Raw genomic sequence first — 13,673 nt, forward strand, 5'->3', positions numbered from 1 at the left:
ACAGCGAAGGGGAAACCACGACCCACATTCAGCCGAGCCAGCTTTTGAACACCCGCCGCACGGGCGACCGGGAAAACGACCTCTGGACAACTTTTAACGTCGTTCAGGAAAACGCCATCCGGGGCGGCTTGGAGGCACGTTTCCGCGATGAACATGGCCGCCTTCGCCGCTCCTCCTCCCGAGCGGTCAAGGGCATCGATCAGGACGTAAAACTGAACAAGGCCCTTTGGACGCTTTCTGAAAAGATGGCGGAACTGAAAGGCTTGAGAGCCGCAGCCTAACGCGCAAAGCACTGGCGGCAGGAACTCTGCCGCCAGTCTGCACACTTCGAAATTGAGGATCGGCGCTGCCGGACCGGACCAGCCCTGACGGGCCGGGCTGATCTTGGGGAGGGCTTCGCCCGTACAGTAGCGGTTTCAATTTCGTATGAGCATGTGCCTATAATCTGCGAAAACATAGCCGAGTTGAGCTTGGTGCTATTGGACCTGCGAAGCTTTTGGATACACTGACTTTCATTCAGTCGCGCTGATCAAGCTTATCAGTTGATAAGTTTCTTTTTGCAGACAATGCCTCTAGCTCGTTTCCCAATTAGTGCACTGCGAAATGCAGTCTTTTACCTATTAGTCGAAGTGTTTGAGCAATCCGGTCACGGCTGGCAGAAGGTGGGGCTCACAAATCCGGCGAACTCTCGAACAGCAAACCGCATGTGCCGCATCTTGGTGCGGCTTCAAAGTAGCACTCGCGGCATGTCGGCCTTTTATATTTTAAAGTGCGCTTCGCAGCTGTTTGATGGGCGCTTATCAATTGATAAGTCGCCTTAGGTGCATGATCAAGCGCAACAAGCCTACGGCCCACTAGGTTGAATTTGCCTGGGAGCCGTCCCCAATATTTACAGTAAACGCTACGATACTGCGGTGCTCGTGGATGGATTGCGATATTAGGAACCAACAAAGGCGGGTCAAAACAGATATGTTGGGTGGCGCAGGCCGCTTAGAAAAGCGCGAGTGCGTGCTCGCGAACAGAACATAGAAACAGGGTGAAGCGCCTGTTACTTGCCACGGGTAGCAAATATTGTCTGCGAGCGCGCCTTCAATCAGCTCGTGAATATCCTTCTTACGGCTATTCGCTTTCAGGCCCCCAAACTTTTCGATGGCGGTCGTCAGTATGGCCAGTGATGCGTCGTGAACGGATTTATCGACCTTGCCAGTAGACAAGCCGTGGTGGCGGCAAGGCAGGTAGCCGTGCCCAGGCCAAGGGCCTCGCCAAAAGACTTCATTGGGTCTTCCCCTATTTTAGTTTCGGGAGAAGCATAGGCAAGCGCCGCCATGGCGAGTGCCGGGGCCACCACACGAGCGGCGGAATGGAGCCAGGTGGCTTGTCATCTGGAAAGGCGGGGAAATGAAGTGTCGGCATCTGACAGTCAATACGTCCTTGCAAGCGTTCCACCAGTCGACCCGGCCAAAGAGCCCATCCTCCTTGGCAGCCATTCTCTTGATTCAGCCAACGGCAGCCGGCCTGTCGTTTTTCGAGATGTAGTGGTCGTGGTCGGCAAGAATGTCGATGCCGTCGGCGTTGAACCTGGGGGCAAACGCCTCGGCGTAGCAAATGCAAATGCAACCGTCGCGGCTTGTTACCTTGCCGACCGGAAGGATCTTGATGCATTTCGGAGCGGTAGTCGTGCCAACGGCTGTGCCGGTGGGGGGCGGTGCTGGCCGTGGTAATTTCGGTGATCACGGCACCGTGGGCAATGCCAGAAGAAACGACAGTCTGCTCCGTCATGTCGCCAAGTAGGCTGGCGCGCACACGCAAGCGGGCTGACATCTATCAGCTGCTGCACCAGAATAAAATTTTAACCGGCGCTAAATAGGCATGAGCGTCCTCGCACCTATTTGCGGGGGAAGGGGGTACACAAGGACCGCGGCGGCTTCGTGTGCCTGGTCATGCGGCCGCGAGGACTCACGTCCACCCGCCACCTTTTTCTCTTTCTATCCATTTAGGCGCTCGCATCTCGTCGACGTGATAGAGCGTGTGCAGTCGCAGGAAGCCATCGGCAGCGTGTTTGATGATCGGAAATGTCGACGTTACTGCCGTAGGCAAGCAAGGGCGACTCACTGCCGGATCCAATTGAACACCGGCCAAAGAATCAACTTGGCCACTAATCGCAGAGAGCAAATAAGAGCTTAGTAAGCTCAAGCTGTGGAATTCGTACGCGGCCTTCGCGAGCAAACGAGTGACTTGTCGGCAATTTGGTAGAGATATCGATCTGGCATTCCGTTCGACAACAACACACGAAGGTATCAGGCAATCAGTTGTAATATCGAAAGAATTTCAGTTGCGCCGGTTACACCACGTTGCTACGCAGACAGGACGACTACCTAATATTGCATCGTGGAGCTATCGGAGCTCCACTTCTGACAAGGTCATCGTTAACCTCTCGTTAACCTAATATTCCTTGCAATTTTTGGCGACTTCATTCACTCCTGACGGCAATTAGGTCACCAACAAGGTGTTTGCCGTCAGGAGTGCCGAATGGCAGTAAGCGACAATCCAGTACACATTCTTCCCAAGCCGGATACGGCAAAGAAGATTGAGGATTATACGCGCCAGCTCTCTGCAGAGTTGAATTCCATGCGTGCGCGGATGTATCCACCAGAGTCGCAAAAAGTCTTCGGGCGCACATTTTCGACCCTAGATCTGGTGAAGCTGCTGGGGATTCCGGAAAGCACTCTTCGGTCTTTGACTCTAGAAGGCAAAGGGCCGCAGCCAACCAGAACCGATAACAACAAGCGCATTTACAGCATTGAACAAGTCTGGGAACTGCGGGAGTATCTAGCGGAACAGCGGCCCGAAGACGCACTTCGCCTACTGCCGCACCGCCGGGTAGGCGAGCGCCTTCAAGTGATTGCGACGGCGAATTTCAAGGGCGGGTCCAGCAAGACGACGACGTCAGTTCATCTAGCGCATTATCTCGCCATCCAGGGATACCGTGTACTGTGCATCGATCTCGATCCACAGGCTTCGATGACCTCGACATTTGGGATCCAGCCCGAATTCGACCTCGACTCGAACGAGACCGCCTACGCTGCCCTTCGGTATGACGACGACCGCAAGGCGTTCGCAGAGATTATCCAAGCGACCTACTTCCCCGGAATTCACATCGTTCCTGGAAACCTGGAACTGATGGATTTCGAATTTGATACACCTTCCTATCTTGCGAACAACCACAGGGATGAGCTTGGACTATTCTTCGAACGCCTGCGAAACGCGATTGCCTCTGTCGAGAGTAATTATGATGTAGTCGTTTTGGACACGCCTCCATCGCTGGGATACTCGACACTTGCCGCTCTCTATGCAGCGACCGCACTCGTAATCACAGTCCATCCGGCGATGCTCGATGTCGCGTCGTGCAATCAGTTCCTGATTATGATTTCCGAGCTGGCCGAAACGTTGGAGGCTTTCGGGGCAAAGTTCGATCACGAATGGATACGGTTCCTGCTTACCAGAGTGAACCCAAATGACGGACCGCAAAAATACATGAGCGGGATTATCCGACGTCTCTTCGCAGAAGATGTACTGGTTGCCGAGGCTTGGGAGTCCACTGCGATCGCTGCGGGTGGCGTAGCAAAGAAGTCGCTCTACGAGTTGGAGACTGGAGAAGTGGGCAGGGACGCCTACAAGCGTGCCCGCGAGAGCTCCGACCGGGTCAATGACGAAATTCTCGACATCATCAAGCGAGTTTGGGGACGAGAGGCATGAAGAAATCCATTCTCCAGCAGATGGCTGAAGGTGAGGGGACGAGCACGGCCGAAGTCGTGCCAAAGTCGCCACGCCATCGCCGCATGGGCTCACCTGTAGTTGGCAACGTCGGCAAGGCGCTTACGAGTCTGTCAGGTGACACGGTGCTCTCGCTGAACCCTGACAAGATAGACCCGTCCCCATTCAGCGATCGGTTTCAAACAGACGCGGAAGCAACTGCAGCGCTGCAAGAATTGAAAGTGTCTATTGAAAGGGAAGGCCAGAAATTGCCCGTTCTTGTCCGCCCACATCCCAACGAAGAGGGCCGTTACCAGTTGGCTTATGGCCATCGCAGGACAGCGGCTCTCCAGGAATTGCACAGGGAAGCAAATAGACCAGAAACTGTCCGAGTTCGCGCCTATGTCCGCGAGCTCTCCGATGCCGAGTTGATCAGGGAGCAGTCTCTTGAAAACGGTGTTCGTGAGAATTTGAGCTGGATTGAGCAAGCGCTCTGGGCTGTGCAGTTGAAAAACGCCGGTATCAAGCAGCGCGACATGGAACCGATCCTAGGCCAAAAGGAGACAAATATTTCGGTCCTTCTTCGGGTCGCCAATGCAATTCCGGACGATATTGTACATGCAATAGGCCGTGCAAAGGGAGTAGGGCGACCGGCATGGGTCGAGTTTTCAAAGCTGTTCGGTGATCAGAAGGTAGCTGACCGCATCCGCAAAATTGTTAAGGATCGAACCTTCCTGGAAGGGGATGGCGCGGAGCGTATGAAGCTTGCTTCCCGAGCTGCAAAGGGAAGCCAAAAGCCAGACTCGACGAAATCTACTCAAATCGAGATCAGGTCTGCCGGCAAGTGCTTGGGTAAGTTCAAGGAGACGACATCGTCATCGACGGTGACGTTTCCAAAAGCTGAAGCTCGTTTTGCGAGATGGCTCAACGAGAAGCTCCCGGAGTTGCATGCTGATTTCCTTCGTCAAGATGGTGATCAGAATTAGTTTTCGGGCTTCTGGATGGCCTGGCTTTGAGAGAAAGGGGAATGCAAGAGAGCATAGACAAAATGAAAAGGGACCATCTGGCTGCAACCAGATAGCCCCTAATTCCATGGTTCAGATGGGAAAGTCCCAACGGGAACCCTAAGCAATCCCGTTGTAGTGCATCCCGAATCACCACGCAAGAGGCTTCTCGCGTGAACGGTGGATTTCTGCCGATTTTCCAAAGCTGAACCTCCCAAATTTATAGACGCCGGATGCGAAATCGTGCCGGCGAACGGAGGTTTACATGCCTACTGTTTCGAACGTCTCTTCATTCAGAAAGGTGACGCATGGGATACTTGCGAGCGCGCACTTAGCTGCCCAATCCGATAGACCTGCAGTTTTGAAAAAGGATGTTTCGCTGGTTCTCAAGCGCGTTGCGCCGGCACTTGGCATCGACGGAACAGCCTACCACGTGCTCGATATCCTTTTGGGGCTCGTCCAGGGCGACGACTTCAAGGCCGGTCGGCGTCCCGTCGTGGCAATCTCCAACCAGCGTCTTGCAGACTACACTCGCAAGACCACGCGCACAGTCACACGTTGCCTGAAGAAACTCGTTGAGGCGGGCATCCTGGCTTATCGTGACAGCCCCACAGGGCGGCGTTTCGTATATCGCGGCCGGGCAGGGGAGGCCGAGCAAGCCTATGGCCTGGACTTCACCCCGGCGTGTTTCAATCTGGAGGCCTTCAAGCAACAGGCAGATTCCTTTCAGCGTCGTCTCAAGGCCGAGCAGGAAGCAAAGCGCACTGTAACGCGGCTTTCACGCGCTATCGCCGACATGGCGGAAGCGGCCCCGGCAGCGTTTCAAGACTTTTTCACGAGCGCGCAGAGTGTCGTCAAACGCGATCAGTTGACCTTGGCAGAACGGGCCGAGATGTTGCGGAGCCTTTATGAAGAAGCTCTGGCTCTCCATGAAGCCAACTCCGATAAATCTAATGATAAAATGTCATGCGCGGGTGACATTGATGTCAGCCCTTTATCTATTACAACCCAAACCGACTCTCTAAGAAGTAATAACGAACGGACTTGCTCTAACGAGCAAGACACTAACCTAACCCCTGACAACGGCTTCGCCGTTGAAATGGCTCTTGAAAGAGAGCCTTGCGGCGGGCGCACAGACCTGCAACCGCCTAAACCGCAAGCGGCAAGGTCGGCGGGAGGCAAATTACCGGAAACGAACCTCGATGGAGTTTCCATCGGTCTCATTCGGGCAGCCTGTACCCAGGTGCAAAGTGAAATCGGGCTTTCGTTCTCCGACTGGTCACGGCTGTGTCAGGCCGCGGATCACTTGCGGATTTTGATCGGCCTAAGCCCGGCCGGCTATCAAAATGCCGTCGAACGACAGGGAAAATTCCTGGCTGCTGCTTGCCTTGTCGTCGTTGCTGAAAAAGCCTTGCGCGATCCCGAACAAATCGCATCCCCAGGCGGATACTTCCGCGCCATGATCGACAGGGCAGGGGAGGGCAAATTGCACCTCCACAAATCCCTGCATGGGCTGGTGTCGTGAGGTGCGCGGCTTTGGGGTCAAGTGCGTTACCGAACGCAGCTTGCTTGCCGGAGTAGCGCGGCCTTCCGACGATGATCCATCAATGGAAGCGGGCTTTGCTCGAAGGCGCATCCGGCGTGTTCGAGTGCGGGGGCCGCAAGAAGCCCGAGATTGATGAGGAGCAGGTGAAGGAGCTCCACGCCAAGATCGGGGAATTGGCGGTGGCTAACTCTTTTTTGGAACGAAAGCTGAAGCTTTGGGGCGGGAAGTGAGGCGCGGCATGATCGAGCCGAACCACCCACAGTTGTCCATTGGTCAGCAGTGCAAGCTGTTATCGATCGCACGCTCGTCTTTTTGCTACGAGCCGAAAGGTGAGACCGAGCAGTTCCTGGAGACGCCGTTCTTTGGTGTCCAGCAGATGACCTGGCACTTGCGGAATGACGGGCACCTCGTGAACGAAAAGCGGATACGCCGGCTGATGCCAATTTACCAGAAGCCCAACACGAGCAGACCGGTGAAGGGGCACAAGACCTATCCCTACCTGCTGAGACGTCTGCGGGTGGATCGCCCGAACCAGGTCTGGTGTTCGGACATCACCTATCTGCCTATGCGCCGAGGGTTCCTCTATCTGGTGGCGATCATGGACTGGTACACCCGTAAGGTTTTGTCTTGGCGGATCTCGAACACGCTGGAGGACGCTTCCTTGACAACATCTTCATCGAGAGGCTGTGGCGCACCCTGAAATACGAGTGCGTCTACCTGTATGCCTGGGAAACCGGTTCAGAGACAAAAGCGGCCATCCGGCAATGGAGATGACCTTCTACAACCAACAGCGCCCTCATTCAGCCCTTGGCGGCAAGCCACCGGCGCTGGTCTATTGCCAGAGAAATGATATCAACCAATCCGATCAGCAGGTGCAGCGAGTAGCTTAATTTACGCCAGATCCTGTCCAACGGTCGGGGAGTGGCTCATACTACGTCAAGGTTCCTCGGTTTTAGCGTAGCCTAGCTATTGCCCGCATCGCGAAGCCACCGATTACGGAAACAAGCATCGATAACAACCAGCGCAAAAAGGTCACGGTGAGTTTTGCACCTTTCTCGAGTAGCTGCTTGCCAAGGAATCGCATAACGACATTCACGAACTCCACAACCCGCTCGGCCGCGGCGAGCGAAGAGGCTGCCATGTTGGTCAGTGCAGCAGCCATTTTATCAAGAACGGTCGCGGCACCGAAAAAGGCAAGGCCGACGACCACCCCGGCGGCATCAAGCAACATTCCAAGGATTTTTTCGATTAGTCTCAAGACGACAATCGAGTGCATGGCGGGCCCGACGGCCGCCGATTGAGCTTGGGAAAGCAAATCGTCGACCGTATCCAGTGAGAAACGGCGATGAGCAATCACCGGCAGACCCGACCAATCACTCAGGCCGACAGATTTGCGGTACGAAACCAGGAAATGAGCATCTATGCTTACCAACGTGCCAGGCCCGCGCAGCAAATAAGCCACCTCTCCAACGGGTATGTGACAAAACGGAAAAATCGGCAGCATCGGCACAACATCTGTATCGTGATAGACACGAAAAACATTGCGCGCTCCAAGGCCGGCTGTGACGACCTGTGCGTGGCTATCCAATCCGGCCCTTGGCGCACCGTAGGTGTATAGTTTGATGCTCGAGGTTCCGATCAGCGCTTCCGCCAGGATTGTGGCAGCTGCGCCACCTAAGCTGTGACCAATGATATGGAGTGTTCCTGGATTTCTTCCGCGCAGTGCGGTTTGTACCTGCCCGAGAATGCTTGCCGCGACATTTCTGAAGCCTTCATGGACGGGGAGCCCAAGTGGACTGCGCGCGGCACTCATGTGCGCATCGGTCATGAGGTCGTGACCGGAAGTTATTTCCGTGCCACGCACGCAAATGAGTGTCTCTCCGTGTCTAGGTGTTCCAGCTTTGCCGTGAGCAACGAAGCCGAAGCCCGTCCTGCTCGAGCCACCGGGTATGTTAAGGCCGGAGACGCCGGTGAAACGTGTTCCGGAGGCAATGTCAAACTGCTCGCCTCCAGGTCCGGCGGCTTGGGCTGCCGTTAAAAGATCCGTATCTAGCCGCATCGCATAGGCGCTTTGCGCCAACTGGACCGTTTGTGCGGGGGACAGGGCAAGAGACAACAGCGTTCTCCACTCTTCGACGCTAAGCGAGCCGGCAAACTCCAAAATCATCGCCGGTATTGCTAGGCGTGTGGTCTAAGTCGCAAATGAAACGGAGTGGGCGATTGCGCTCGCCTTCTCGTTCGTAATTCGTCTTGGTGTTGAGCCAACCGCGGTATTCCTTGCCATCAAATTCGATATTGATTTTCTGGACGATGGTGATTTCCCCAGGGAGGAAGTTGGAGAAACCGGCGGGGCGATTGATCTCAGGAAAAGAAAACTGACCGTTCTTGTCTGTTAAAACGGCTTTTTCTGGAACCTCGCCAGGCTTTGACCACAAGGTGATCTGAAGAACCTTGGCACCTTCGACTGGCTTGCCGTTTAAAATTACTGTTCCGGACACTTCCGAAAAGATAACATTTGTTCCAAACAGAGCCATGGCATTCGTTCCTAAAACGACCGAAATGACTGCGGCCACCAACAGTACCAGTCTGTATCGAGAAGCCGACGATCGGGCCATCGGGTCAAGTACTCAATCTTAAAAATCCGAAGACAAGTCACTTCGAGTGTAAATCTATCGTCAGACTAAACCATACTTGCACTCGAAAAGACAATCTTGTCGGCATCCCAAATGCAGTCTACATCAACCAGGTACCACGGTAATTTACCCGTGCTCTGGACGTCGGAGCCCACCAAAGAAGACGGTAAGCCAAACTTCAACTCGCGGATTATTGGTCGTCTTGTCCAAGGCGCGGTCCTTGAATGCAATGTCAATGACAACTGCCCGCAGAGGGTCTCTCTTGCTTACTCTGCGAGCCAGTTCAAGAGCCGTAGCCCGGACGTGAAGTCTTTTCCGGTTCAGAGCTGGGATTGTTTGGCGGATATCGACACCTGGATTCTGGATTGCGACTATTGGGAACCATCGGAGTCGCATGGCGATCCCGAAACCGTCCTGAAGCTTGTCGATCAGCTCAAGCCGAGGCAGGTTTTTCTCACCCACATGGATGAGAAAATGGACTATTTGGTTTTGAAGTCCTGGTTTGTGGATCGCGGATACGCTCATGTCGCGCCGGCCTACGATGGCCTAACGATCGAATCGAGTAGCACTTGATAAGGAAGCTTGGGCAAGAAACCGTTATGCGGCAGCGCTGCTGGCCTGCCGTAGCCAATCGACTTGGCTGGCGTCGCTTTCGGCCCTGAGCGGTCATTCACCTGCCGTAATAATGCCGCTGCGCAACCCGCCGAACCGGCCATCCGTTGCATAGGCGAAGACGGTTAGCAACCAGACGCCGGCAATGCGGACGTCTAGGACATGATAGACGTCGGCGCGCTGGTCGACGAAGGCCGGTCGGTAAACCAGCGGACGGTCTACGCCCAATTCAGACCAGAATGGTGGAAGCTTGTGATCAAGCGCTTGGTAGACGGCTTTCTTCGACTGCATTCGATCTACCAGATCGATGAACGCCGCGCATTGAAATGGATCAGGAAGGGATACTAACTGGTGGGAGGACGTGCCCCCTCGCGGTCGTTTTTGACCGGGACCATCGACTTTGCGCCACCACGGTTGCATTATGCCGTCGCTTCACTTGATAGGCAATGATGATGAAATCGATACTTGTTTCCCTCCTTTTCCTTTTCCCCACAGTTGCTCACGCCACCGAGCCTATGACGGAAAGCGAAGCGCGGGCCTCCGCTCTCGGCCTCTACGAGCACGTGCTGAACATTGCCCGAGACGGACTGGAGATCAGGGTGGGCGTAGTCACTGAAAAGGATCCGCAACAGCTTCTGCAGTCTGCGGCGGCCTTGTTAGGAGCGAGCGCCCAGTTTCAGGAACAACGCGCGCGTGACCTCGTGGTCATTTCTGAAACCGGACACGTTACGGATCGCAACCTGGGTAAATATGAGTCATGCGGGCGAGCAGCAAATTACCTCGCGGAGTATGCCGTTCGTTTGAGCGGGCTTGGGCCGCCCGACTATATGATCACTGCATTTTACGATCGCTTTTTGACTGAGCATAAGCGGTGTGGTTACGCGGTAGGTGCGATCTTTTCACCCTGGAGTGGAGGGACTAGATTTTAAGATTGGCGAAAGAAGCATCCTGAGATGCGCGAGGAAAGCCATCGACGCCCAATCCTAACCTTGGCTGGTGCCTGATCGACACAAACGGCCCTGAGCTGCCGTTCACCTGGTTCCACTTCGCTGCGGTGCGGCCAGTCGCAGGAGACATTCGCTGCAACTGCTCAACCAGGTAATTCGGCAAGGTCGGCAGCGCGGGACGAAGTCGCCCTTCGCTGTTGAGGTGCGAAGGACGGCCTTGGATCGCGTTTCTACTTGTGAGAAGTGGCGCCCCGGTGGTTATTCCGTGCTAAAGGAAACCCAGTTGCCACCTTGTGCGTGGCGTCAGTCGTGAAAAAACCGCGTTAGCAACTCTACAATCAGCTTCGGTGTTTCCATCAAAGCCAGGTGTGGCCCGTCAATCCAGTCGAGCGTGGTGCGGCCGATGCCATCCGCCAGAGCGATCGAGGCTTTGGGGTCAACCATCTGATCCTGCTGATTGCCAAGTACCAACGTATGAGCGCGAATATCTGCCAGATCGCTTGAGACATCGACTTGGAGATCGAGTTCTGCCTGCCGCGCGATACCTTGCCAGTTGCTGCTCGCCACCATTTCGGCAACGACCGACTCCATATCGTCTACTCCGGCGAGGAAGGCGCGGCTGAAGCCAGTCAACAGCATTAGCCGTGCGAGCGATGCCGGATCCCGCCGTGCAAGATCCGCCCAGTGCAGAAACTGCAACTGCGACCGAGGATCAGCTCCAGAGACAAAGCCACCGACTAGTATGAGCCGTTCGATCCTGGCTGGCTGGCGTGCCGCAAGCCGAGTTGCGACAGCAGCACCGAGGGAGAAGCCCAACAGATCGAAGCTTTCGACGCCGGCATGGTCCACCGCAGCCAGCACTTGTCCGGCCAGCCGGTCCAGTGTCAGGGCCGTGGCGGGATCATCGGTCAGCACGGCCCCTGCGTAATCTGGTCGGATTACCCTTCGGGCAGAAAGGTAGGGCATTAAGCCGGAAAAGTTCGCCTCACCGTCCCCTCCTGTCCCATGCACCAGCACCAGAGGCCGCCCCTCACCGTCGTCACGATAACCAACGCGGGCACCGTCATGCTGCAAATATTCGATTTTCGACATGAATCTGTTCTCCGACTTGATGTGTCGGCTTTCGTCATGCACCCTGACAGCGCTGTCAGCGTCAAATGGAAAATGGAGATATATCAATGCAGATCGGAGAAATTTCTCAGCGCAGTGGTATCACCGTCCGGATGTTGCGCTACTACGAGGCCGAAGGCTTGCTCCAGCCGCACCGAACCGGCAGCGGCTATCGCGACTATTCTGAAACCGACCTCCAAGAGGCGAAGCGCATAAAACAGTTGGCGGATGCCGGCCTGACGGTCGAGGCTATGCACGACCTTTTGCCCTGCATCATCAGCCCGAAACCGACGTTCCACCCCTGTGACCGCTTGCGCGCCCGGCTTGAAGGTGAAGTGGCGAAACTCGACCAGAGGCTGGCGGATATGGAGCGGTCCCGGTCCCAGATTGTCGGCTATTTAGCTGATCTGCCGGTGGATGCCCCCGCCGCCATGCCTCAGGACTAAGGCATTTGCACCGCAGCCATTTTTTTCAAGACAGCCTCGCTGAACAGTGGCTATGAATGGCAAGAAGCGCTGTCAGAGCCGCCCTTCTTGCCTTGCGCAGCATTAATCAAAGAGGGCTCGGAGCCGACCTGCGGCGGCGCAGCACGACGATGCCGATCTTGGCAGGTGTCTGGTCGACGCTTTCGGCCCGGAGCTGTCATTCAACACCTCCTAATTCAATGGCGACTTCGCGCCCCCAAGTAGGACGTTAGACTGGTAGCAAGCGACGCCCAAAAGCTGTCGTTCGTCGCAAACGGCTCGAACGATCAGAACGGGCGGTGGTGTATCGCTCCCTCTGCGCTCGAAAGCCCACGTTTTCATCTGCATGCCAAAAAGGAAAATAACCATCTCTACGGGATGTCCGATGCGCCGTCATCTCTCCCGAGCGCATCTTTCAACGTTCGACTCCAAGCGCGATATGGATATTAAGTCCTTGATTTATAATTATTAAAGTTCCGTGACAAATTTGCCAGGTCGAGCCTTGAGTCAAATTCTCCTTGCAGGCGACGAATGTCTGTGTTTCCCTTTGACGAAATAAATTCCAAAAATGAAAATTATTTCATCTGAAGTCGGATGGGTAGCGAGATGAACGACGGACAGGGCCTGACACCAACGAAAAGCGATGGGGACGCCGATCTTGCGGCACGCGCCGCGTGGCTGCACTACGTCGGTGGCATGACCCAGGCCGAAGTCGCCAAGCGCCTTAATGTTCCCAACACCCGCGCCCACCGCTATATCGCCCGAGCCCAGAACGAGGGTCTGGTGCGCATCTTCGTCGACGTGGAAGCCACCGATTGCGTTCAGCTCGAAACCGAGCTGATGAACCGCTACAGCCTTGATCTCTGTCGGATCGGCATGGACATTCCGGACAACAATCCGATACCGCTGAAGACGCTGTCGGCCGTCGGCGCGAACTTCTTCATGCAGGCAGCCGCCGGGCGCAAACATCAGGTGATCGGGGTCGGAAACGGCCGGACACTCGCCGCATCGGTGAACGCCATGGGCCGGCAGACCACGCCGGATGTGCGCTTCGTGTCCGTCCTCGGCGGTCTGACCCGGTCCTTTGCCGCCAATCCCTACGACGTCATCCATCGGCTGGCACAGAAGACCAACGCCGCCTCGTTCCTCATGCCGGCACCGCTTTATGCGAACTCCGCCGGAGACAAGCAGGTGATGCTGAAGCAGTTCGGCATCGTCGAAACCATGGAGCTGATCGAAGAGGCCACGCTGGTTGTCGTGGGTATCGGCGATGTCGGCAGCGACGAAGGCGGCATCAGCTGTTCCATGCTCGATGGCGCTTCGGCGGCGATGGATCTGCGCAAGGCCGGCGCGGTTGCGGAAATGCTCGGACAGTTTTTGAGCGAGGATGGCGGCATCCTGACCAGCCCCTATGACGACCGCGTCATGGCACCGCCCCTTGAAACCCTGAGAGGGCGGGAGGTGGTCGCCATCGCAGGCGGAAAGACCAAGATTCCAGCGATCCGCGCGGCACTCGCCAGCGGCTTGCTCACCGGATTGATCACAGACGAAGCCACGGCCCGGGCTATCGTCGAGCGGCCTCCGGCATAGACGCCGGGAGCACT

The 13,673-nt window shown here is 55.7% G+C and carries 12 protein-coding genes and 1 pseudogene; 9 read left to right on the forward strand and 4 right to left on the reverse strand.

Features of this window, described 5'->3' with window-relative positions; translation table 11 throughout:
• The 5 genes and pseudogenes from FMN63_RS00165 to FMN63_RS29775 all read left to right on the forward strand — a co-directional run.
• Window positions 1-281, forward strand: a 281-nt coding sequence (locus FMN63_RS00165; RefSeq protein ID WP_148581929.1) for a DUF932 domain-containing protein, incomplete at its 5' end; no start/stop codon positions are given.
• Between the two features lie 2,248 nt (window positions 282-2,529).
• On the forward strand, window positions 2,530-3,756 hold the full coding sequence (gene repA / locus FMN63_RS00170; RefSeq protein WP_148581930.1) for a plasmid partitioning protein RepA: 1,227 nt from the start codon (window positions 2,530-2,532) through the stop codon (window positions 3,754-3,756).
• Window positions 3,753-4,739 carry a plasmid partitioning protein RepB gene (gene repB, locus FMN63_RS00175; RefSeq protein WP_148581931.1) on the forward strand — a complete coding sequence of 329 codons (987 nt, stop codon included), beginning with the start codon at window positions 3,753-3,755 and terminating at the stop codon, window positions 4,737-4,739. The genes repA and repB overlap by 4 nt, the downstream gene beginning before the upstream one ends.
• Before the next feature lie 283 nt (window positions 4,740-5,022).
• Window positions 5,023-6,282, forward strand: coding sequence for a plasmid replication protein RepC (repC, locus tag FMN63_RS00180; protein ID WP_148581932.1), 1,260 nt, complete (start codon window positions 5,023-5,025; stop codon window positions 6,280-6,282).
• A gap of 140 nt (window positions 6,283-6,422) precedes the next feature.
• Window positions 6,423-7,139, forward strand: a pseudogene (locus FMN63_RS29775) (integrase core domain-containing protein); the annotation flags it as partial.
• A 116-nt stretch (window positions 7,140-7,255) separates the two neighbouring features.
• Here FMN63_RS29775 and FMN63_RS00200 read toward each other — a convergent pair.
• Together FMN63_RS00200 and FMN63_RS00205 are read right to left on the reverse strand one after the other, a co-directional pair.
• The gene (locus FMN63_RS00200; protein ID WP_148581936.1) at window positions 7,256-8,470 is read right to left on the reverse strand and encodes a lipase family protein; all 1,215 of its coding nucleotides are present in this window, start codon (window positions 8,468-8,470) and stop codon (window positions 7,256-7,258) included.
• Entirely contained in the window at window positions 8,442-8,837 is a 396-nt protein-coding gene (locus FMN63_RS00205) for a DUF6795 domain-containing protein (RefSeq protein WP_148581937.1), read from the reverse strand. Before FMN63_RS00205 ends, FMN63_RS00200 begins: the two co-directional genes overlap by 29 nt.
• A 231-nt stretch (window positions 8,838-9,068) precedes the next feature.
• On the opposite strand from FMN63_RS00205, the gene FMN63_RS00210 reads away from it, so the two are divergent.
• A complete protein-coding gene (locus FMN63_RS00210) occupies window positions 9,069-9,509 on the forward strand; it encodes an MBL fold metallo-hydrolase (RefSeq protein WP_162529952.1) in 441 nt (146 codons plus the stop codon).
• Window positions 9,510-9,602: 93 nt separating this feature from the next.
• Here the strand turns inward: FMN63_RS00210 and FMN63_RS00215 are convergent, their stop codons facing one another.
• Window positions 9,603-9,839: a hypothetical protein gene (locus FMN63_RS00215; RefSeq protein WP_148581939.1), complete on the reverse strand. Its 237-nt coding sequence runs from the start codon at window positions 9,837-9,839 to the stop codon at window positions 9,603-9,605.
• Window positions 9,840-10,000: 161 nt separating this feature from the next.
• On the opposite strand from FMN63_RS00215, the gene FMN63_RS00220 reads away from it, so the two are divergent.
• The gene (locus tag FMN63_RS00220; RefSeq protein WP_148581940.1) at window positions 10,001-10,477 is read left to right on the forward strand and encodes a hypothetical protein; all 477 of its coding nucleotides are present in this window, start codon (window positions 10,001-10,003) and stop codon (window positions 10,475-10,477) included.
• 321 nt (window positions 10,478-10,798) lie between these two features.
• Here the strand turns inward: FMN63_RS00220 and FMN63_RS00225 are convergent, their stop codons facing one another.
• Window positions 10,799-11,587 (reverse strand): alpha/beta fold hydrolase, encoded by a 789-nt coding sequence (locus FMN63_RS00225; RefSeq protein WP_148581941.1) that lies wholly within the window; start codon window positions 11,585-11,587, stop codon window positions 10,799-10,801.
• 86 nt (window positions 11,588-11,673) lie between these two features.
• Here FMN63_RS00225 and FMN63_RS00230 point away from each other — a divergent pair, with 86 nt between their 5' ends.
• Together FMN63_RS00230 and FMN63_RS00235 are read left to right on the forward strand one after the other, a co-directional pair.
• Window positions 11,674-12,051, forward strand: a complete 378-nt coding sequence (locus FMN63_RS00230) for a MerR family transcriptional regulator (protein ID WP_006939231.1) — start codon at window positions 11,674-11,676, stop codon at window positions 12,049-12,051.
• A gap of 624 nt (window positions 12,052-12,675) precedes the next feature.
• Window positions 12,676-13,659 (forward strand): sugar-binding transcriptional regulator, encoded by a 984-nt coding sequence (locus FMN63_RS00235; RefSeq protein ID WP_148581942.1) that lies wholly within the window; start codon window positions 12,676-12,678, stop codon window positions 13,657-13,659.
• The last annotated feature ends 14 nt before the right edge of the window (window positions 13,660-13,673 follow it).

The organism is Stappia sp. BW2, assembly GCF_008107695.1.
Taxonomy (GTDB): domain Bacteria; phylum Pseudomonadota; class Alphaproteobacteria; order Rhizobiales; family Stappiaceae; genus Roseibium.

Excerpts from the sequence above, each read along its gene's own strand:
- repA (WP_148581930.1), top strand. The coding sequence starts at position 2,530 with ATGGCAGTAAGCGACAATCCAGTACACATTCTTCCCAAGCCGGATACG.
- repB (WP_148581931.1), top strand. The coding sequence starts at position 3,753 with ATGAAGAAATCCATTCTCCAGCAGATGGCTGAAGGTGAGGGGACGAGC.
- repC (WP_148581932.1), top strand. The coding sequence starts at position 5,023 with ATGCCTACTGTTTCGAACGTCTCTTCATTCAGAAAGGTGACGCATGGG.
- FMN63_RS00200 (WP_148581936.1), bottom strand. The coding sequence starts at position 8,470 with ATGATTTTGGAGTTTGCCGGCTCGCTTAGCGTCGAAGAGTGGAGAACG.
- FMN63_RS00205 (WP_148581937.1), bottom strand. The coding sequence starts at position 8,837 with ATGGCTCTGTTTGGAACAAATGTTATCTTTTCGGAAGTGTCCGGAACA.
- FMN63_RS00215 (WP_148581939.1), bottom strand. The coding sequence starts at position 9,839 with ATGCAGTCGAAGAAAGCCGTCTACCAAGCGCTTGATCACAAGCTTCCA.
- FMN63_RS00220 (WP_148581940.1), top strand. The coding sequence starts at position 10,001 with ATGAAATCGATACTTGTTTCCCTCCTTTTCCTTTTCCCCACAGTTGCT.
- FMN63_RS00225 (WP_148581941.1), bottom strand. The coding sequence starts at position 11,587 with ATGTCGAAAATCGAATATTTGCAGCATGACGGTGCCCGCGTTGGTTAT.
- FMN63_RS00230 (WP_006939231.1), top strand. The coding sequence starts at position 11,674 with ATGCAGATCGGAGAAATTTCTCAGCGCAGTGGTATCACCGTCCGGATG.
- FMN63_RS00235 (WP_148581942.1), top strand. The coding sequence starts at position 12,676 with ATGAACGACGGACAGGGCCTGACACCAACGAAAAGCGATGGGGACGCC.